This is a genomic window from Streptomyces spinosus (assembly GCF_020400655.1).
GTDB classification, from domain to species: Bacteria; Actinomycetota; Actinomycetes; order Streptomycetales; family Streptomycetaceae; genus Streptomyces; species Streptomyces argyrophylli.
Map to the genome: position 1 here is coordinate 318,960 of NZ_JAINRC010000009.1, position 22,639 is coordinate 341,598.

Here is a 22,639-nt window from a genome sequence, read left to right on the forward strand (position 1 = left end):
GACCTGGCGTCCGGCGATCGATGACAGATTTTCTGCGTGTGCTCGGTTTGCGGAGGAGACACCGGGGCACACGCGGGGGCGACGATCCGGCCGGGGGTCTCGTGTGCGCGGGGGCCCGGCGCAGTGGCCGGACAGTGACGCAAAAGCACCGCCAGAGTACTCTCCGTTCAACTTCAGGGGGTTGCTTGTGTGTGACTCGCCGTGAAGACTGTGGCCGAGTTCCATCGAAACGAAGGTGTCTCGGGGTACGCATCATGCCAATCGTGGGGCGGCACGCGCTGCGACTGCGTATTCTCACACCTCACTAGCCGGGAGGGTCCCGCGTGAGCCGTGCGCGGGAGCTATCGCCGAGGGGGATCTGTTATGTCGGATCGGCGCGCCGCACGACAGCGCTCGCTACGGGGCCGTGGCCGGCCGCGCGGCGGCCACGTCCTACGCCGGATGTGCTGAGGACGCGCCACATGCCGGGGGGCCGCACCGCACGCGCGGAGACCTCGTCGCCTGAGCCGGGGCTCCCTCGCACGGGCTGAGGCCCGTCGCACGGATCGCAGGGGCCGGGTCCCGCCACGCGGGCCGGGACCTCGTCGCGGACGCGGAGGGTCCCCGGCCCATTCGGACACCGGTCCGGCGGCGGCCGATGCCGCCGCGCCCGAGGGGGACACGGGGGTCACGTCCTTCCCGTCTTCCCGTCCGGAAGTCCCGGCAGCGGGGGCGCAGCCGTGCCCGGAACCCGCCCGGTCTCCCGGCCGGCGGCGGTCCACGGCCTTCCCCGCACGCATGACTCCTCCATGCCCTGCCATGCCCGCACGCGCCAGCAAGGAGACAAGGTGATCAGCAAGCAACCGACGGGCGAACGGCTCCTCCTGGAGGAGTTACCCGACCGCTGGCGTGACATACGCGAGGCCGGGCCGGTGCGGTACGACGAGACGCAGGGCGTCTTCCAGGTGCTGGACCACGAGGCCGTCGCCACCGTGCTCGCCGACCCGGCGACGTACTCCTCCGACATGTCCTCCCTCGCGCCCACCCAGTCCGACTTCGAGACCTTCCGCCAGGGCAACTTCGTCGGCATGGACCCGCCGGAGCACCGCAAGCTCCGCACCCTGGTGAGCCAGGCGTTCACCCCGCGGGTGGTCCAGGGGCTCGGCCCCCGCATCGAGGCCGTCTGCGCCCGGCTGCTGGACGCCGTCGCCGACCGCGACCGGTTCGACCTGGTCGACGCGCTGGCCTATCCGCTGCCGATCATCGTCATCGCCGAGCTGCTCGGCATTCCGGCGGAGGAACACCGTCTCTTCCAGGAGTGGGCGAGCGTCCTGTTCGGCGGCGACCAGCTCGGCGAGGCGCCCGACATGGCCGACCTGGAACGGGCGCTGGAGGCCATCGCGCCCACCGTGCGCGAGATGAACGGCTACATGCTCGACCACATCCGCGCCCGGCGCGCCGCCCCCGGTGACGACCTGACCAGCAGACTCATCGCCGCCGAGGTGGACGGCGTGCGCCTCGCCGACCAGGAGATGGTCGGCTTCGTGGCCCTGTTGCTGGTCGCCGGGCACATCACCACCACCGCGCTGCTGGGCAACGCCGTCGTCACCTTCGACCGGCACCCCGGCACGAGCGCCGCGCTGCGCGCCGACCCCGCGCGGATCCCGGCCGCCGTCGAGGAGGTGCTGCGCTGGCTGCCCCCGTTCCCCGAGCTGGGCCGCCGCGTCACCCGGCCCGTGGTCCTCGCCGGCCACGAGATCGCGGCCGACACCCTGCTCATGGCCCATCTGGGCGTCGCCAACCGGGACCCGGCCCGCTTCCAGGCACCCGACGTCTTCGACGTGACCCGGCACCCCAACCCGCATCTGACCTTCGGGCACGGCATCCACTTCTGTTTCGGCGCGCCCCTGGCCCGGCTGGAGGCACGGATCGCCCTGCGCATGTTGCATGAACGATTCCGCATGCTGGCGATCCCCTCCTACGAGGACATCGCCTACCAGAATCCGGCCGTGATCATCGGCGTACGGCAGCTGCCCGTCGAGGTCCGCAGACCGTAGCCCGAGCGCGCCGGCGCACCGGCCGGCCCCACCACCGCTCGGACAGGGGCCCGGACCGGCACACCCGCACATGAGACCCATCCAACGGGAGTCCCCTTCTCATGCCGTACACCATCCCCACCGCTCCGGCCGCCTCCCGGACGCCGTCCCTGTTACGCCGGGAGATACAGGACCGCCTCGACGCCCTCGCCCGTACCCACCGGGTGCCCGGCGCCCAGCTGGCCCTGGACACCGGCACGGACGTCATCGCCGTGCACACCGGTATCGCCGACGTCACGACCGGCAGCCCCTTCACCGAGGACACGGCGGTCCCGCAGGGCTCGCTCACGAAGCCCTGCACCGCGGCGCTCGTCATGCTCCTGGCCGACGACGGCGACCTGGACCTGGACGAACCCGCCGCCGCCCACCTCCCCGAGCTCGGCGCGGTCCCCGAAGTGACGATACGTCAGCTCCTGAGTCACACCGGCGGGTTGCCGACCGGACCGGACTCGGACACCGCCGCCACGACCACCGCCCCCCGCTATCTCGCCGCCGTGTGCACCGCCCGCGACGCGCTGTTCCCGCCGGGGACCGACTTCTCCTACTCCAACGCCGGCTACGTCGCCGCCGGACGCCTGGTGGAGACGGTCACCGGCATGTCCTGGCACGAGGCGGCAGGGGCGCTGCTCCTCGAACCCCTCGGCGTCACACCCGCGTTCATCGGCGACGCCGCGCCCGGTCGTCACACGGCCACCGGACACGCCGTCAACTCCGCGACCGGACGGATCCGTCCGGCCCTGCAGAACCTGGCACCACTGGAGGCGCCGGCCGGAGCGCTGCTCGCGAGCGCCCGCGACCTCCTCGCGTTCGGCAACGCGCTGATCGGCCGCGCGGACCTGCTGCCGCCCGCCGTCGCCAAGGAGATGCGCCGCCCCGAGACCGCCGCCCGGCCGGGCACCCTCGCAGACGGCTGGAGCCCCGGGCTCGCCCTCTACGAGCGGGACGAGCGCGTCTGGTGCGGGCACGACGGCAACGCCCAGGGAACGTCCTGCCATCTGCGGGCCGACCCGGAGAGCGGGGTGGTGGTCGCCTTCACGGGCAACGCCGGAGGTGCCACCGCGCTGTGGCGCGACCTCACGGAGGAACTGGGCCGGCTGACCGGCGTACGGGTGCCCGCCGGCAGCCCGGCCGCGGACCGGGGGCGTCCCGTCGCCCTGCCCGAGTGCGTCGGCACCTACCGCAACGGCACCACGGCCTATCGCATCGCACCCGGCCCCGACGGCTCGCCCGCCCTGTCGGTGGACGGTGACCTGCCCCTGCCGCTGGTCTGCTACGCCGACCTCTCCTGCGACCTGGTCGATCCCGCCACCGGGCGCCTCGAACCCGGAGGCCGTTTCCACCGCGATCCGGCCACCGGGAGGATCGAACGGGTGCAGATCTCCGGCCGCACGGCCCGCCGCACCGACCCCGACTGACCACGGGTGCCCGCTGGTCCGGGGCCGTCGCGCCGGTGCCTCGGCCGACACGTGCCCCGGACCGTGCGGCGGCGGTGCCGGTTCCGGTCCGACCGCTGATCCGGTGGCCGGCTCGGGCCCGCCTTCGCCCGCGCCGGAGTTCCCCCGGGTAGCCGCGGTGCCGGCCGCCGGGACCGGTGGTCCTCACCGGCCGGGCGGCACCCCAGAGCGCGCCCTCCGCTCGCCCCGGCGCGCCGTACCGCACCGAACACCGCACCGCCCCGCCCGCACCCCCGGTGTGTCACCCCGAGCCCACGCACAGCCCCCACGGCCGGGGCCGGAATCGTCCGCGCCGCATCGTCCCGCTCTCCAAAGGACTTCACCCATGACGGACCTGCACGACAAGCCCGCACCGGCGTCCTCCCGGCCGCCGCAGGCCGGCCCCGCCGCCGACGCCTCGGAGAGCGCGGCCGCCGTGGCACACCCGACGCTCGGCGAGCTGTTCGGCGCGTGGGTGGCCCGCACCCCGGACGCCCCGGCGCTCACCGACGGCCGTCGGACCTGGAGCTACCGCGAACTGGCCGACCGCGCCGACCGGTTGGCCGTACACCTCGCCCGGCGAGGAGCCGGTCCGGAACGGATCGTCGCCCTGGTCCTGCCGCGTTCCATGGAGCTGATCGCGGCCGAGCTGGCCGTCGCCCGGGCGGGTGCCGCGTTCCTGCCCGTGGACCCGGCCTATCCCGCCGAGCGCCGCGCGCTGATGCTCACCGACGCCGCGCCCGCCGTCACCCTCGACGACCCGCGTCTGGTCCGCGAGGTGCTGGACACCGGCGACGGCCCGGGACACGAGGCCGGTGCGGTCGCCCCCGTCGGCGCCGACCACGCCGCCTACGTCATCTACACCTCCGGCTCCACCGGTACCCCCAAGGGCGTGACCGTCACCCACCGCGGCATCGGCGGCTTCACCGCGGCCGCCGCCGAACGGTACGCGGTGGGCCCCGGCGACCGCGTGCTCCAGTTCTCCTCGCCGAGCTTCGACGCCTCCGTGCTCGAGCTGTTCGTCTCCGTGCTGTGCGGCGCCACCCTCGTCGTACCGCCGCACGGCCCCTGGCTCGGTGACGAACTCGCCGCGGTCCTGGACGAGCACCGCATCACCCACGCCCTCATCCCGCCGGCCGCGCTGGCCACCCTGCCGGACCCCGCGCGGGGCACCGGCCGCCATCTGCGCACGCTGATCGTGGGAGCGGAGGCGTGCCCCGCCACGCTGGTCGACCGCTGGGCCCCCGGACGCCGCATGATCAACTCGTACGGTCCGACCGAGGCCACCATCGTCGCCACCTGGACCGGGCCGCTCACGGCCGGCCAGGGCACGCCGACGATCGGCGGCGCCCTGCCGCACACCCGGGTGCACGTCCTCGACGCCGCGCTGCGCCCCGTGCCGGCCGGCGCCGACGGCGAGCTGTTCATCGGCGGCGACGCGGTGGCCCGCGGTTACCTGGGCCGCCCGGGCCTGACCGCGGCCCGGTTCGTCCCCGACCCCTTCGGCCCGCCCGGCGCCCGTCTGTACCGCACGGGGGACCGGGCGCGCTGGACCGCCGACGGTGAACTGGACTTCCTGGGGCGGCTGGACCGGCAGGTCAAGGTCCGCGGCTTCCGCATCGAACCCGGCGAGATCGAGGCGGCGTTGCGCCGCGCCGGCGCCGGGAGCGTCGGCGAGGCCGTGGTCGTGGTCCGGGAGGACGAACCGGGCCACCAGCGCCTCGTCGGCTACGTCACCCCGGCCGGACAGGGCGCCGCCGGCCCTGCCGGCCCCGCCGGGCAGGGCGCCACCGGCGAAACCGCCCCCGCCGGGCAGGGCGCCACCGGCGAAACCGCCCCCGCCGGGCAGGGCGCCACCGGCGAAACCGCCCCCGCCCCTTCCGGTCCCTCGCGCCCGCTGGACCCCGCGGCCCTCCGCTCGGCCGTGGCCGCCGTCCTGCCCGCCCACATGGTGCCGTCCGCCGTCGTGGTGCTCGACCGGATGCCGCTCACCCCGCAGCACAAGATCGACCGGCGGGCCCTGCCCGCGCCGGGGCGGACCGTCACGGAGGACCGGGTCGCGCCGCGGTCGGCGGGCGAGCGCGCCCTCGCCCGGATCTGGGCGGAGGTGCTGGGCGTCGACGCGGTCGGGGTGACGGACGACTTCCTCGACCTGGGCGGTGAATCGATCCTCGCCGCCCGCGCGCTGGCCCGGATCCGGGACGAGCTCGGTGTCCGGCTGACCGTCCGGGACGTCTTCACCGCGCGGACGGTCGGCGCGCTGGCCCCCCTGCTGGGCGACCCGTCGGCCGCCGCACCGGCGGAGCCGATACCGCCGGCGCCGCGCGAGGGCGCCCTGCCCCTGTCCAGCGCGCAGCGGCGGCTCTGGTACCTCGACGACCTCACCGAGGGCGGCACCGAGTACAACACCGGCGTGTCCCTGCGGCTGCGCGGACCCCTGGACCCCGGCGCGCTGGGCCGCTCCCTGCACCGCCTCGCCGCCCGCCACGCCTCCCTGCGCACCACGTTCACCACGGCCGACGGACAGGGCGCCCAGCGTGTCGCACCGGAGCCGGACCTGCCCCTGCGCACGGCCGACCTCACCGGCGTACCCGGGTCGCGCCGTGCGGACGCGGCGCAGGCGCTGCTCACCGAGGAGCTGGGCCGCCCCTTCGACCTGGCGGCCGGCCCGCTGACCCGGGCGCTGCTCGTCCGGCTCGCCGCCGAGGACCACCTGCTGCTCCTGGCCCAGCACCACATCGTCACCGACGGCTGGTCGGTGGGCATCCTCACCCGCGAACTCGCCGCCCTGTACCACGCGGAGACCACCGGCGAACCCGACGGCCTGCCGCGACCCGCCGTGCAGTACCCGGACTTCGCCGTCTGGGAGCGCCGGCAGCGCTCCACCGGGGCCGACACGGAGGATCTGGCCTACTGGAGACGCCACCTGGCGGGCATGCAGCAGTTGGAGCTGCCCACCGACCGGCCGCGTCCCGCCGTGCGCACCACCGCCGGAGCGGCCCACCGGCACCCGCTCCCCGCCGAACTGGTGACCCGGCTGCGGCACCTGGCCGCAGGACGCGGCACCACGGTGTTCACGCTCTTCGCCGGCGCCTCCGCGCTGCTGTTCTCCCGCTACTCGGGCCAGCGGGACGTCGCGTTCGGCACCGTCACCACCGGGCGCGGGCGGCGTGACCTGGAGGACGTGCCGGGCTTCTTCGCCAACACGGTGGTGCTGCGGAGCGAGATCGACGAACGGGCCACCGTGGACCGGTTCGTGGAGAGCGTGCGGACGACCGTGCTGGACGCCTTCGCCCACGACGGGGTGCCCTTCGACCGGGTGGTCGAGGAGCTGGCCCCGCCCCGCGACCCGAGCCGCACCCCGCTGGTGCAGGCCCTCGTTGTGCAGCAGACCGCGCTGCCCGTGCCGCCCCGGTCCGGCGGGCTGCGGCTCACCGAGCACCCGCTGCCCCGCCCCGCCGCCCGCTTCGACCTGGTCCTCGAGTTCTCACCGGACCAGGACGGCGGCTGCGTGCTGACCGCCGAGTTCAACACGGACCTGTTCGACGCCGCCACCGTGGCCCGCCTGACCAGCCACCTGCACCGCCTGCTGGAAGGCATGGCGGACGGACCGGGCCGCACGCTCGCCGAGCTGCCCATGCTCTCGGCCGGGGAACAGCGCACCCTGGTCGACGCCTGGAACCCGCCCGCCCGCCGCTCCCGGGACACGCGCCACGGCACACTGCCCGACCTGTTCCGCGCCCAGGCGGCCAGAACCCCCGGCCGTACCGCGGTGATCTGCGGCCCGGACCGGCTGGACTACGCCGAGGTGGCCCGGCGCGCCAACCGGCTGGCCCGGCTGCTCCTCGCGCGCGGCGCGGGCCCGGAGACCCTGGTCGCGCTGTGCCTGCCGCGCACCGCCGACCTCGTGCCCGTGCTGTGGGCCGTGCTCGCCTCGGGCGCGGGCTACCTCCCCGTCGACCCCGCCTATCCGGCCGAACGCGTCCGGCTCATGCTCGACGACGCCCGGCCCGCCCTCGTCCTCGCCACCCGGGAGACGGCCTCCGCCCTGCCCGCCGACAGCACCCCCCTGCTCCTGGAGGACTGCGCCGACCCGGCCGTGCCCGACACGGACCTCACCGACGCCGACCGGCCCCGGCCGCCGCTGCCGGACCATCCCGCGTACGTCATCTACACCTCCGGCTCCACCGGCCGTCCCAAGGGCGTCGTGGTCACGCACCGCACGGTCGCCGCGCTGGCCGCGTGGACGAAGCAGCGGTTCGGGACCGCCGGGCTGGACCACGTGATCGCCTCCACCTCCCTCAACTTCGACGTCTCCGTCTTCGAGCTGCTGTGCCCGCTGACGGCCGGCGGCACCGTCGAGGTGGTCCCCGACCTGCCGGCCCTCGCCGACGGCACCGGACCCCGGCGTGCCGGGCTGCTCAGCGCAGTGCCCTCCGTCGTCTCCCGCCTGATCGCGGGCGGCACGGCACCCGTCACCGCGGACACCGTCGTGCTGGCCGGTGAGGCCCTGCCCGAGCAGACGCTGCGAGACCTGCGCGCCGCCCTTCCGGAGTGCCGTGTCGCCAACCTCTACGGGCCCACCGAGGCCACCGTGTACGCCACCGCCTGGTTCGCCGGTGACCGGCTGCCCGCGCAGGCCCCGCCCATCGGCGGACCCGTCGCGCTCACCCGGGCCTACGTCCTCGACGGCTCCCTGCGCCCCCAGCCGGTCGGCGTCACCGGCGAGTTGTACCTCGGGGGCGGCGGCCTGGCCCGCGGCTACCTGCACCGGCCCGGACTGACCGCCGCCCGGTTCGTCGCCGACCCGTTCGGCGCGCCGGGGGAGCGCATGTACCGCACGGGCGACCTGGTGCGCCGCCGTGCCGACGGCGCCCTGGAGTACGTCGGCCGCATCGACCAGCAGGTCAAGGTGCGCGGCTTCCGGATCGAACTGGGCGAGGTCGAGGAGGCGCTGCGCCGCTGCGCGGGCGTCGCCGAGGCGGCGGCCACCGTCACCACCGACGCCGACGGCCACCGGCGGCTGGCCGGATACGTCGTCCCGGCCGCCGGGCAGCGCGTCGAACCGGAGGCCGTACGCCGGGAGCTCGGGCGTACCCTGCCCGCCTCCATGGTGCCCTCGGCCGTCGTCGTGCTCGACACCCTGCCGCTCAACCCGAACGGCAAGCTCGACCGCGCCCGGCTCCCCGACCCGGGCCCCGCCGTGCGCGCGGTACGGCACGTCACGCCCCGCACGCCCACCGAACGGACGCTCACCGCGATCTGGGCCGAGGTGCTGCGCGTGGAACGCGTCGGCGTCGACGACAACTTCTTCGAACTCGGCGGCGACTCCATCCTCAGCATCCAGGTGGTGGCCCGCGCCCGGCAGGAGGGGCTGTCGCTGACCTCCCGGGACGTCTACCGGCACCAGACGGTCGCCGCCCTCGCCCGCTGCGCGGACGCGGCCCGGGGCCCCCGTGAGGCCGCCCCCGCCCCGGAGGCGGCCACCGGCACGGCACCCCTGACACCCATCCAGCACTGGCTGTTCGAGACCGCCGCCGAACGCGCCGGCCACTACGCCCAGGCGCTGTCCGTCCGCGTGCCGGACGACCTCGACCCGGCGGCGCTGGAAGACGCGCTGAACGACCTGGCCGCCCACCACGACGCCCTGCGCTCCCGTTTCGTCGCCGACGGCAACGGCCCCGGCGTCCGCTGGCACATCGAGGACCGGGCGCCCCGGATCCGCCTCGTCCGCCACACCGGCCCGGACACGGACACCCCGCACTTCGGCCCCTTCGACCTCGCACGGGGCCCGCTGCTGCGGGCCGTGCTGCACGACGACGGAACCGGCCGCCCCCGAGCCCTGCACCTCGCCGTCCACCACCTGGTGGTCGACGGGGTGTCCTGGCGGGTGCTGCTGGAGGACCTGGACCGTGCCTACCGGGCCCGCCGGGCCGGCGACGACGGCGCGGCGGCCCTGCCCGCGAAGTCCTCGGCGCTGCGGGAGTGGGCCCGCCGGCTGGCCGCGCACGCGGCGGACGGCGGCTTCGACGACGAACGGGAGTACTGGAGCCGGGCCGTCCCGCGGACCGGTCCCGTCGTGCCGCCGAGCGACCCCGGCGCGGACGGCTCCCCGCGCGCGAACACCTACGCCTCCCAGCGCGCCGTCACCGTGCGCCTGAGCCCCGAGGACACCTCCGCCCTGCTGCGCACCCTGCCCGACACCTACCGCACCCAGGCCAACGACGTCCTGCTCGGCGCCCTCGGCCGGGCCCTGTGCGCCTGGAGCGGACGGGACCGGGTGCTGGTCGACGTCGAGGGGCACGGCCGCGAGGAACTCTTCCCCGAACTGGACATCAGCCGCACGGTCGGCTGGTTCACCACCCGGTACCCCGTCGCGCTCGCCGTGCCCGGGGACGCCGGCTGGGACGCCGTACTGAAGGGGGTCAAGGAGCAGCTGCGCGCCGTACCCCGGCACGGCCTGGGCCATGACGCCCTGCGCCGCCTGACGGATCCCGCCACGGCTCCGCGCACCCCCGAGGCGCAGATCAGCTTCAACTACCTCGGCCGGATGGGGCTGCCGGAGGACCCCGACGGCCTCTACCGGGGCACCGTGCGGCCCCTGGAGCTGGACGCCGACCCGGCGGCCGAGCGCCCGCACGCCCTGGAGGTCGTCGGCCACCTCACCGGGGACGCGCTGGAGTTCACGTGGTTCTACTCCGACCGGCTGCACCGGCGGGACACGGTCGCCGACCTGGCGGGCCGCTTCGCCGACGCGCTCGCCGACCTGGCCCGGTACGCCGCCCGGCCCGGAGCCGCCGGGCGCACGCCGTCCGACTTCCCGCTGGCCCGGCTCGACCAGGCCGCCGTGGACCGGATCACCGGCGCGGACCCGGCGGCGGTCGCGGACGTGTACCCGCTCACGCCCACCCAGGCGGGCATGCTCTTCCACGGCCTGTCCCAGGACGACCGCGGTGTCTACTTCCAGCAGCTCACCTTCGTCCTGGACGGCGTGCCCGACCCACGCGCCCTCGCCGCCGCCTGGCAGCACGTCACCGACCGCACCGAGGTGCTGCGCGCCGGGGTCGTCTGGCAGGACGTGCCCGAGCCGCTGCTGGTGGTGCGGCGCCACGCGGCCGTACCGGTCACCCACCTGGACTGGCGCGACCTGACCGACGGCGAGCGCCGCGCCCGGCTGGACGACGTCCTCGCCCGGGACCGTGCCGACGGCATCGACCTCGGCCGCGCCCCGCTCCAGCGGCTGCTCCTCGCCCGCCTCTCCGACACCGAGGTGCGCGTGGTGTGGTCCTTCCACCACCTGCTCCTGGACGGCTGGAGCCTGTTCCAGGTGCTCTCGGACGTCTTCGCCCACCACGCCGGCGGCGACCCCGGCGCCCTCCCGGGCCGCCCGCCCCACCGCGACTACGTCGGCTGGCTGCGCGGGCGGGACCCGGGCGCCGCCGAACGGCACTGGCAGCGCCGCCTGTCCGGTCTGACCGAGGCCACCGCGCTGCCGTACGACCGTGAACCGCGCGAGGCTCACCGCGCCGAGTCCACGCACGCCGTCCGGGCGACGCTGCCCGCGGCCACCAGCCGGGCGCTGGAGGAGCTGGCCCGCACCTCCGGCCTGACCCTGAACACCCTGGTGCAGGGCGCCTGGGCGCTGCTGCTGGCCCGGCAGTCGGGCCGGGACGAGGTGGTGTTCGGCACCACCGTGTCCGGACGGCCGCCCGAGCTGCCCGGCGCCGAGGCCATGACCGGCCTGTTCATCACCACCCTGCCCACCCGCGTCGCCGTCCCGGAGACCGGCACCCTGCTCGGCTGGCTGCGCGCGCTGCAACAGGACCAGAGCGAGGACCGGCGCTTCGACCACCTGCCGCTGACCCGGATGCGCGCCTTCACCGGACTCCCCGAGCGGGTCGGCCTGTTCGACAGCATCGTCGTCTTCGAGAACTACCCGGTGGACGACGACCTCGCCGCCGCCCACGGACTGCGCCTGAGCGGCCTGGAGGGCATCGAGACCACCAACTACCCGCTGAGCCTCACCGCCTACCCAGGCACCGAGCTGACCCTGCGCCTCGGTTACGACCCCGAGCTGTTCGACGCCGCAACCGCCGAGCGGATGGCCGAGTACCTGACCGTCCTGCTCGCCGGGATGCCCACCGGCCCGGCCCGCCCGCCCGCCCGGCTGCCGCTGCTCACCGCGGACCGCCGCGCACAGGTGCTGCGCGCCTGGAACGTCACCGCCACCCCGCTGCCCGACGCCACCGTCGCGGACCTCTTCGCCGCGCAGGTGCGCCGTACCCCCGGCGCGGTCGCCGTGGAGGCCGGCGCCGAGCGCCTGACGTACCGCGAACTCGACGCGCGGGCCGCGGAGCTGGCGGCCCGGCTGGCGGGGCTGGGCGTACGCCCGGAGTACCCGGTCGGGGTGCTCATGGACCGCCGCGTGGAGCTGATCGTCACCCAGCTGGCGCTCGTCCGCACCGGCGGGGTGTACGTGCCGCTGGACGGCCGGGCCCCCGTCGAGCGGCTGCGCGGGACGCTCACCGAGGCCGGGGCCGGGCTGCTGCTCACCGACGCCGGGTGGGAGGACACGGCCCGGGAGGCGCTGCCCGGCGACCGCGTCCTGCGCGTGGACGGCACCTTCGGCACCGACGTCCCCGCGGCCCCCGCCCACGCCGTGCACCCCGACAACGTCCAGTACCTGATGTTCACCTCGGGCTCCACCGGTACCCCCAAAGGCGTCGCGGTGCGGCAGCGGGACGTCGCCGCGCTCGCCCTTGACCGGGCGTTCGCCGGGCACGACCGGGTCCTCGTGCACTCGCCGCACGCCTTCGACGCCGCCACCTACGAGGTCTGGGTGCCGCTGCTGCGCGGCGGTACGGCCGTGCTCGCCCCGCCCACCGACCTGGACGCCACCGTGGTCCGCCGTGCCGTCGGGGAACAGGGCGTCACCTGCCTGTGGCTGACGGCGGGACTGTTCCGCCTGCTGGCCCAGGAGGACCCCGGCTGCCTGCGCGGCGCCCGCGAGGTGTGGACCGGCGGCGAGGCCGTGCCGGGCGCGGTCGTGCGCCGGGTGCTGGACGCCTGCCCCGGACTGACCGTCGTGGACGGCTACGGCCCCACCGAGACCACCACCTTCGCCACCCGCCGCGCCTTCCGCTCCGGCGACCCGCTGCCCGCCGTCCTGCCCATCGGACGCCCGCTGGACAACACCCGCGTGTACGTCCTCGACGCCGCCCTCCAGCCGCAACCGCCCGGCATCCCCGGTGAGTTGTACGTCACGGGCGCCGGACTGGCGCGGGGCTACGCGGGCCGGCCCGGGGCGACCGCCGCCCGCTATGTCGCCGACCCCTTCGGCCCGCCCGGCACCCGGATGTACCGCACCGGCGACATCGTGCGCTGGAGCGCCGACGGTGAGCTGCACTTCGTCGGCCGCGCGGACGACCAGATCAAGATCCGCGGCTTCCGCGTCGAACCCGCCGAGATCGAGGCCCGGCTCACCGCCCACCCCGGCGTCGCCGAGGCCGTCGTCTCCCTGTACGAGGACGCCGGGCGCAAGCGGCTGGCCGCCCACCTCGTGCCGGCCGGGGGCGCCGAGGTGCCGTCCGCGGCCGAGCTGCGCGCCCACCTCGCGGCCGCACTGCCCGACTACATGCTGCCCGCCGCGTTCGTCACCGTGCCCGAGCTGCCGCTGACCGCCAACGGCAAGGTCGACCGGCGACGGCTGCCCGCACCCGACTGGTCGGCGGGCGGCGAACGGTCCCACCGGGCACCGCGCACCGAGCCCGAGCGCGTCCTCGCCGGGATCTGGGCCGACCTGCTCGGCCTCGAACAGGTCGGCGTCGACGACAACTTCTTCATGCTGGGCGGCGACTCCATCCTCAGCATCCAGGTGGTCTCCCGGGCCCGGGCCGCGGGGCTCACGCTCAGCCCGCGCGATCTCTTCCGGCACCCCACGGTGGCCGAACTGGCCGCCGCCGGCGGCGGTGCCGCGCCCGCCGTCGCCGGTACCGGGCCGGTCGCCGGTCCGGCGGACCTCACCCCCATCCAGCACTGGTTCCTCGACCCCCGCCCCGCGCACCCCGACTTCTTCAACCAGTCCGTCGTCATCGAGACGGCGGGCCCGGTCGACGAGGACGCCCTGCGCCGCGCCCTGACCGCGCTGTGGACCCACCACGACGCCCTGCGCGCCCGGTTCGTGCCCGACGGCGGCACCTCCTCCGTTCCCGACGGCGGCCGGCGCCAGGACGTCGCCGCCGCCGACAGCCCGGTCCCCGACCTGCTCCAGGTCCACGACGCCCGCGCCGAGGAACTCGTCACGGCGGCGGCCCACGCCGGACTCCGCCTGGACACCGGCCCGTTGTTCACCGCCCGCCTCTTCACCGCCGACGCCTCCCGCCCCGCCCGGCTGCTGCTGATCGCCCACCACCTGGTGGTCGACGGAGTCTCCTGGCGGATCCTGCTGGAGGACCTGGAGACCGCCTACCGGCAGGCCGCGTCCGGACAGCCCGTACGGCTGCCCGCCCGCACCACCTCCGCACGGGAGTGGGCCCGCCGGCTGCGCGCGCACGCCGACGTCTTCGCCGCCGGCCGCGCCTACTGGGAGGAGGCCGCCCGGGCCTGCGCCGACCCGCTGCCCGTGGACGGCGACGGCGGCACCACCACGGCCGGGACCCGGGAGGTGACCGTACGGCTGGACCGCGACCGCACCGACGCCCTCCTGCGCCGCGTCCCCGGCGTCTACCGCACCCGCGTCGACGACGTCCTGCTCACCGCGCTGGGCCGGGTCCTCGCCGACTGGACCGGACGCGACACCGTCGCCGTAGGCCTGGAGGGACACGGCCGCGAGGACCAGCTGTTCGAGGACGTCGACCTGTCCCGCACCGTCGGCTGGTTCACCTCGCTCCACCCGGTCGCCCTCACCGTCCCGGCCGGGGACTGGGGCACCGCCCTGAAGTCGGTGAAGGAACAGCTGCGGGCCGTACCCGACCGCGGACTCGGCTACGGCGTCCTGCGCCACCTGGCCCGCGACGCACGGCTCACCGGCACGCCCACGCCCGGCGTCAGCTTCAACTACCTGGGCCGCTTCGACTGGTCCGCCGACGGCGGCACCCTGATCGGGGCCGTGCCCGGCGGCCTCGGCGGCGCGGAGGCGCCCGGCACCGAGCGGCCGCACCTGCTGGACGTCGTGGCCCGGGTCGAGGACGACCGGCTGGAGATCACCTGGTACTACAGCGCCGGACGGCACCGCGAGGAGACCGTCACCGCGCTCGCCGAGGGCATGCTGCGGGCCCTCGGCGGCATCGTCGCCCACTGCGCCCGCCCGGACGCCGGCGGCCGTACCCCGTCGGACTTCCCCCTGGCCCGCCTCGGACAGGCCGCCGTGGACCGGATCGCCGGGGACGGCCGGGACGTCGCCGACATCTACCCGCTGACGCCGATGCAGGCGGGCATGCTCTTCCACAGCCTGCTCGAACCGGCCGGCCGCACCTACGTCAACCAGGTGCAGCTGGTGCTGTCCGGCGTCACCGACCCGCACGCGCTCGCCGAGGCGTGGCAGCACACCGCCGACGCCAACCCGGTGCTGCGCACCCGTCTGGTGTGGCAGGAGACCCCGCAACCGCTCCAGGTCGTCCGGCACCGGGCCACCGTGCCCGTCACCCACCTCGACTGGTCCGGGTGGCCCGCCGACCGCGAGGCGCGCGAGCTGGACCGGCTGGTCGCCGAGGACCGGCGGGCCGGCATCGACCTGGGCACCGCGCCCCTGATGCGGCTGACGCTGATCCGGCTGGCACCGGACCGGGTCCGCCTGCTGTGGACGTTCCACCACGTCCTGCTCGACGGCTGGAGCGCGGCCCAGGTCTTCGACGAGGTGTGCGAGCGGTACGCGGCCCTCGTCGCGGGGCGCCGCCCGCAGGTGCCCGAGCGCCGGCCCTTCGCCGACCACGTGCGCCGGCTGGCCGGGCAGGACACCGGCCGGGCCGAACAGTACTGGCGGCAGGCCCTCGCCGGGTTCCAGGCCCCCACCGAGCTGCCCCGCGACCGGCGGCCCGCCGAGGCCCACCGCGCCTCCTCCTCCGGGTCGGTGCGGACGACCCTCTCCCCGGACGTCTCGGCGCGCCTGCGGGACACCGCACAGCGGGCCGGGCTGACCCTGAACACGGTCCTCCAGGGCGCCTGGGCGCTGCTGCTGTCCCGCTACGGGGGCGGCGACGACGTCGTGTTCGGCACCACCGTCTCCGGGCGGCCCGCCGACCTGCCGGGCGTCACCACGATGGTCGGCCTGTTCATCAACACCCTGCCCACCCGGGCCCGCGTCGACGGGCGGCGCCCGCTGCTGGACTGGCTGCGCGACCTGCAGTCCGCCCAGTCCGAGGCCAGGCGCCACGACTTCGTCTCGCTGGCCCAGGTGCAGTCGTGGAGCGACGTGCCCGGCGGCACCGGCCTGTTCGACTCCATCGTCGTCTTCGAGAACTACCCCTTCGACGAGGGCGCGCTGGCCCGGCACGGCCTGACCATGGAGCAGGAGCGGGACCTGGAGCCGACCAGCTACCCGCTCAGCGTGGTCGTCGAGCCCGGGGACACCCTGACCGTGCACCTGGACTACGACCCGGCCGCGTTCGACACCCCGACGGTGGAAGGGCTCGGCGAGAGCCTGCGCACCCTGCTGACCGGCATGGCCACCGACCCCGAACGCCGCCTGGCCGACCTTCCCCTGCTGGACCCGGCCGCGGGGCGGGCGCTGGCCGGCCGGTTCGGCGGCCGGGCCGCCGAGGCACCGCGCGACACGCTGCCCGCGGCGTTCCGGCGCCAGGCCGAGCGCACCCCGGACGCCCCGGCCGTCCGCCACGGCGACACCTGCCTCACCTACCGTGAACTCGACGCGCGCTCCAGCCGGCTGGCCCGGCTGCTCATCGCCGCCGGTGCCGGACCCGAGCGCTTCGTCGCCCTGTGCCTGCCCCGCACCGCCGACCTGGTCGTGGCGCTCCTCGCCGTGCTGAAGAGCGGCGCGGCGTACCTGCCGGTCGACCCCCAGTACCCGGCCGAGCGCGTCGCGTTCCTCTTCGAGGACGTACGGCCCGACGCCGTCGTCACGGCCACGCAGACCGCCGGCCGGCTGCCCGAGGGCCCGTTCGCCCGCATCCTGCTGGACGCGGGCCCGGGCGCCGACGTGCCGGACACCCCGGTCGGTGCCGGCGAACGGCACGGCCCGCTGCTGCCCGGTCACCCCGCCTACGTCATCCACACCTCCGGTTCCACCGGCCGGCCCAAGGGCGTCGTCGTCAGCCACGCGTCCGTGCTCGCCCTGACCGACTGGGCGGCGCGGGAGTTCACCGGCCGGGGCCTGGCGCACGTGGTGGCCTCCACCTCGCTCAACTTCGACGTGTCGGTGTTCGAGATCTTCTCGCCCCTGCTGTCCGGCGGCTGCGTGGAGATCGTCCGCGACCTGCTGGCCCTCGCCGAGCGTCCCGGACCCTGGCGGGCCGGACTGCTCAGCGCGGTGCCGTCGGCCCTGGACCGGCTGCTCGCCGAGGACGCCGTGCGCGTCACCGCGGACACCGTCGTCCTCGCGGGGGAGGGGCTGCCCGCCCGGACCGTGCGCCGGGTCCGCGACGCCGTCCCCGGCAGCCAGGTGCGCAACATCTACGGCCCCACCGAGGCCACCGTCTACGCCACCGCCTTCACCTGCGACCCGGCCGACCCCGACCGCGACCCGCCGATTGGCCGGCCGCTCGGCGGCGCCCGCGCCTACGTCCTGGACGAGCGGATGCGCCCGGTGCCCGTCGGGGCCCCCGGCGAGCTGTTCCTGGCCGGAACCGGCGTCGCCCGCGGCTACCTGCGCCGGCCGGGTCTGACCGCGAGCCGCTTCCTGCCCGACCCGTTCGGGCCGTCCGGCAGCCGCATGTACCGCACCGGCGACCTGGTGCGCTGGACGGCCGACGGCGACCTCGTCTACCTCGGCCGCGGCGACGACCAGGTCAAGGTGCGGGGCTTCCGCATCGAACTCGGCGAGGTGGAGGCCGCGCTGGCCCGCCACCCGGCCGTGGCGGCGGCAGCGGCCCGGGTCGTGGAGGACGCGGGCCACCGCCGCCTGGTCGGTTACGCGGTCCCCCGCGGGGACGCCCTGCCGGACCCCGCCGAACTGCGGGCCTTCCTCGCCCGCGGCCTGCCCGACCACCTGGTGCCCGCCCTCGTCGTCCCGCTGGAGCGGCTGCCCCTCGGGGCCACCGGCAAGCTCGACCGGCGGGCGCTGCCCGCGCCCCGGTGGGCCGCCACGGCCACCGGTGAGACGGGCCGGCCGCCGCGCACCGAGGCCGAGCGCGTCCTCGCGGACATCTGGTCGAAGGTGCTCGGCGTGCCCGAAGTCGGCGCCGATGACAACTACTTCACGCTCGGGGGCGACTCCGTCCTCGGCATCCAGGTCGTCTCCGCCGCCCGCCGGGCCGGGCTCCTGCTGACCCCCCGGCACCTGTTCACCCACCAGACCCTCGCCGGCCTGGCCGCCGTCGCCGAACGGGCGCCGGACGGACAGGGCCCCGGCGCCGCGGCCACTGTCGCCGAGCAGGGCCCGGTGACCGGCGACGCCCCGCTCACCCCCGTACAGCACTGGCTCCTCGACACCCTCACCGGCGACCCCGCCCACTTCAGCCAGACGGTCGGCTTCGAGCTGGCCACGGACCCGGACGAGGACCTGCTGCGGGCCGCCCTGGCCGCCGTACTGGAGCACCACGACGCGCTGCGGCTGCGCTTCGAGCCGGGCGGCGACGGGCGGTGGCGGCAGCACGGCACCGCGCCGGGGGAGGAGGTCCACCTGGAGGTGCACCGGGGGACCGCGCCGCAGGACGTGGCCGACGCGCTCGGCGCCGGGTTCGACCTGGCCGGCGGGCCGCTGCTGCGGGCCGCGCTGTGCCGGCCGGACGACGGCGGCCGGCCGGTGCTGCTGCTGGCCGCCCACCACCTGGTCGTGGACGCCGTGTCCTGGCGGCTGGTCCTGGAGGACCTGGAGCACGCCCACCGCGCCCTGCGGGACGGCGAGCGGCCCGCCCTCGGCGCCAAGAGCACCTCGTTCCGGGACTGGGCCCGGCGGCTCGCCGCGCACACCGAGGCGGGCGGCTTCGACGGCGAACTCGCCCACTGGCAGGGCCTGGACGCCCCGGCCGCGCTGCCCGCCGACCACCCCGGCGGCGCGAACACCGTCGCCGACGAGGACAGCGTGACCGCCGGACTGGACGCCGAGGAGACACGCCGGCTGCTCCAGGACGTGCCGGATGTGTACCGCACCCGCGTCAACGACGTCCTGCTGTGCGCGCTGGGCCGGGTCCTGGCCCGCTGGACCGGCCGGGACCGGGTGGCGGTGACGCTGGAGGGACACGGCCGCGAGGAGCTGTTCGAGGACGCCGACCTCGCCCGGACCGTCGGCTGGTTCACCGCGATGTACCCGGTCGCCCTGGACGTGCCCCGGGACGCCGGCACCGGCACCGCGCTGAAGACCGTCAAGGAGAACCTGCGGGCCGTACCGCACGGCGGACTCGGCTACGGCGCCCTGCGCCACCTGCGCCCCACGGCCGCAGCCGGGCTGCCCGACCTGCCCCCGGTCTGCTTCAACTACCTGGGCCGGCAGGACGGCACCCCCGTCACCGGCGGCCTGCTGCACGCGCCCCACGGCGGCCTCACCGGCGGCATGGACCGCTCGGCGCGGCGCCCGTACCTCCTCGACGTCCTCGGCCGGGTCGCCGGCGAGCGGCTGGAGTTCACCTGGTCGTACTCACGGAAGGTGCACCGGCGCGAGACCGTCGCCCGGCTGGCGGCCGAACTGGCCGACGAACTGCGCGCGATCGTCCGCCACTGCGCCGAACCCGGCGCCGGCGGCCGCACCCCCTCCGACTTCCCGCTCGCACCGCTGGACCAGACGGCCGTCGACCGGCTCGTCGGCAACGGAGCCGACGTCACGGACGTGTATCCGCTCACGCCCACCCAGACCGGCATGGTGATGCACGGCCTCGACGACACCGAACACGGCCTGTACGTCGAGCAGATCACCTTCGTGGCGGACGGCGCCCGCGACCCGGGCACCCTGGCCGCGGCCTGGCGCCACGTCGTCGACCGCACCCCCGTGCTGCGCACGTCCGTCGCCCTGCACGGCGTTCCCGTGCCGCTCCAGGTCGTCCACCGGAGCGTGACCCTGCCGGTCACCGAACTCGACTGGAGCGGGCTCCCGGCGGACCGGCGGGAGGCGGAGCTGGAGCGCCTGCTCGCCGACGAGCGGGCCCGGGGCGTCGCCCTGGACCGGGCCCCGCTGCTGCGGCTCGCCCTGGTCCGGCTCGGCCCCGACGCGGTACGCGTCGTGTGGACCTTCCACCACGTCCTGCTGGACGGCTGGAGCGTCTTCCACGTCCTGTCCGACGTCATGAACGCGCACGCCGCCCTGACCCGGGGCGAGCCGCCCCGGCTGCCCGAGCGCAGGCCGTTCGCGGACTACGCGGGCTGGCTGGCCGCCCGCGACACCGGCCCGGCGCTGGACCACTGGCGCGGTGTCCTGGCCGGCTTCGGCACGCCGACCCCGCTGCCCTACGACCGCAGGCCCGCCCCGGGCACCACGGCCCGCTCCGGGACCTGGCTTTCGCAGCGGCTCGACGCCGAACGGACCCGGCTGCTGAAGGAGTTCGCCCGCCGGCACCGGCTCACCCTCAACACCGTGGTGCAGGGCGCCTGGGCGCTGCTGCTGGCCCGGTGGAGCGGGGAACGGGAGGTGTGCTTCGGCACGACCGTCTCCGGGCGGCCCGCCGACCTGCCGGGCGCCGACGGCATCACCGGCCTGTTCATCACCACGCTGCCCGCCCGGACCGCGGTCGACGGCGCCGCCGACTGCGCCGGCTGGCTGCGCGCGGTGCAGGAGGCCCGGGCCGAGGACCGCCGCCACGACCACCTGCCCCTCAACACACTGCACACCCTCGGTGAACTGCCGCCCGGTACCGCGCTGTTCGACAGCCTGGTGGTCTTCGAGAACTACCCGGTCGGCGACGCGACCGCCGGTGCGCACGGGCTCGCCCTGCGGGACCTGGACGCCCGGGAGGCCACCAACTACCCGCTCACCGTGGTCGTCTCGCCCGGCGACCGGCTGGCCGTCGAACTCGGTTACGACCCCCGCTGCTTCGACACGGTCACCGCCGAGTCCCTGGCCGGACAGCTGCTGCACACCCTCCACGCCCTGGCCGCCTCGGACGGCACCGCCCGCCTGGACGACATCGACGTACTGCCGCCCGAGCAGCGCGACCGGCTGCTGCGCGGCCCGGCCCGGCCGGCGCTCGGCCCGGTGCCCGCCGCCACCCTGCCCGCGCTCGTGGAAGCCGCCGCCGACCGGTGGCCCACCGCGCCCGCGCTCGACGCGCCGGGCACGCTGCTCACCTTCGCGGAGGCCGAGGCGCGGGCCAACCGGCTCGCCCACCGGCTCATCGCCCGGGGCGCCGGCCCCGGCGACCTCGTCGCGCTGCTGCTGCCCCGCTCGGCTGACATGGTGCTGGCCCAGCTCGCCGTGACCAAGGCGGGCGCCGCGTTCCTGCCCGTCGACCCCGCCTACCCGGAGGAGCGGATCGCCCTGATGCTGCGCGACGCGGCCCCCGCCCTCACCCTCGACGCCAAGGAGGTCGCGGACCTGCTCGCCGCCCCGCCGGACGACGTGCCGGGACACCGGCCCGGCGACGCCGACCGCACCCGCCCGCTCGACCTGGACGACCCGGCCTACGTCATCTACACCTCCGGTTCCACCGGCACCCCCAAGGGTGTCGTCGTCACCCACCGCGGGCTCGCCGCGTTCTGCGCCGCCGAGGCCGCCCACTACGAAGTGAGCGCGGGGGACCGGGTGCTGGCGTTCGCCACGCCCAGCTTCGACGCCTCCGTGCTGGAGCTGTGCATGTCCCTGCCGCACGGCGCCCGGCTCGTCGTACCGCCGCCGGGGCCGCTGCTCGGCGCCCAGCTGGCCGACGTCCTGCGGGCCGGACGCGTCACGCACACCCTGCTGCCGCCGGCCGCGCTCGCCACCCTGCCCGACGGCACGCCCGGCACCCTGCCCGACCTGAAGACGCTGACCGTCGGCGCCGACGCGTGCGGGGCCGAACTCGTCGCCCGCTGGGCCCCGCACCACCGCATGGTCAACTCCTACGGCCCCACCGAGGCCACGGTCGTCGCCACCTGGTCGGCGCCCCTGGAGGCGGACGGCACCGCACCGCCCATCGGCCGCCCGCTGCCCGCCACCCGCGCCTACGTCCTCGACGCCCGGATGCGGCCCGTCCCCGACGGCGTCACCGGTGAACTGTGGCTGTCCGGGCCGGCGCTGGCCCGCGGCTACCTCGGCCGGCCCGGGCTGACCGCCGACCGGTTCCGCGCCGACCCGTTCGGGCCGCCCGGCACCCGCATGTACCGCACCGGCGACCTCGTGCGCCGCGACAGCGCGGGCGAACTGCACTACCTGGGCCGCACCGACCACCAGCTGAAGCTGCGCGGCCACCGCATCGAGGCGGGCGAGGTCGAGGCCACCCTGGTCCGCCATCCGGGCGTGCTGGACGCCGTGGTGACCGTCCGCGAGGACGAACCGGGCCTGCCCCGGCTGGTCGCCCACCTGCTCACGGCCCCGGGCGCCGAACCGCCCACCGCCGCCGGACTGCGGGAGCTGGCCGCCCGCTCGCTGCCCGCCCACATGGTGCCCTCGGCGTTCGTGGTGCTGGACCGCTTCCCGCTCACCGAGAACGGCAAGACCGACCGGGCCGCCCTGCCCGCCCCGGCGCCGGCCGAGGAGCGGGCACCGTCCGAGCACGTCGCACCGCGCACGCCCACCGAGGAGGCGCTCGCGGAGCTCTGGGAGGACATCCTCCAGACGCCCGTGGGCGCCGAGGACGACTGGTTCGGGCTCGGCGGCGACTCCCTGCGCGCCCTGCTCGTCGCCTCCCGCGCCAACGACGCCTTCGGCGTCACGCTCACCCCCCGCGACGTCCTGGTCTCCCGCACGGTCGCCGCCCTGGCCGACCTCGTGGAGGAACAGGTGCTGAGTGAGCTGGAGGGCGCCGCGTACGGCGACGACCCCGAGAACCGCTCCGACGAAGCCGACGCCGAAGACGCCGCTGCCGGCGGCCACGACCACGAACGGTGAGGATC

The 22,639-nt window shown here is 76.2% G+C and carries 3 protein-coding genes; all 3 read left to right on the forward strand.

Annotated elements, in window-relative coordinates:
- The first annotated feature begins 827 nt into the window (after window positions 1-827).
- The 3 genes from LG395_RS19430 to LG395_RS19440 all read left to right on the forward strand — a co-directional run bounded on the left by LG395_RS19430 (window position 828) and on the right by LG395_RS19440 (window position 22,634).
- A complete protein-coding gene (locus LG395_RS19430; RefSeq protein ID WP_225810630.1) occupies window positions 828-2,036 on the forward strand; it encodes a cytochrome P450 in 1,209 nt (402 codons plus the stop codon).
- 101 nt (window positions 2,037-2,137) lie between these two features.
- Entirely contained in the window at window positions 2,138-3,490 is a 1,353-nt protein-coding gene (locus LG395_RS19435; protein ID WP_225810631.1) for a serine hydrolase domain-containing protein, read from the forward strand.
- A 364-nt stretch (window positions 3,491-3,854) separates the two neighbouring features.
- Window positions 3,855-22,634, forward strand: coding sequence for a non-ribosomal peptide synthetase (locus tag LG395_RS19440; protein WP_225810632.1), 18,780 nt, complete (start codon window positions 3,855-3,857; stop codon window positions 22,632-22,634).
- The last annotated feature ends 5 nt before the right edge of the window (window positions 22,635-22,639 follow it).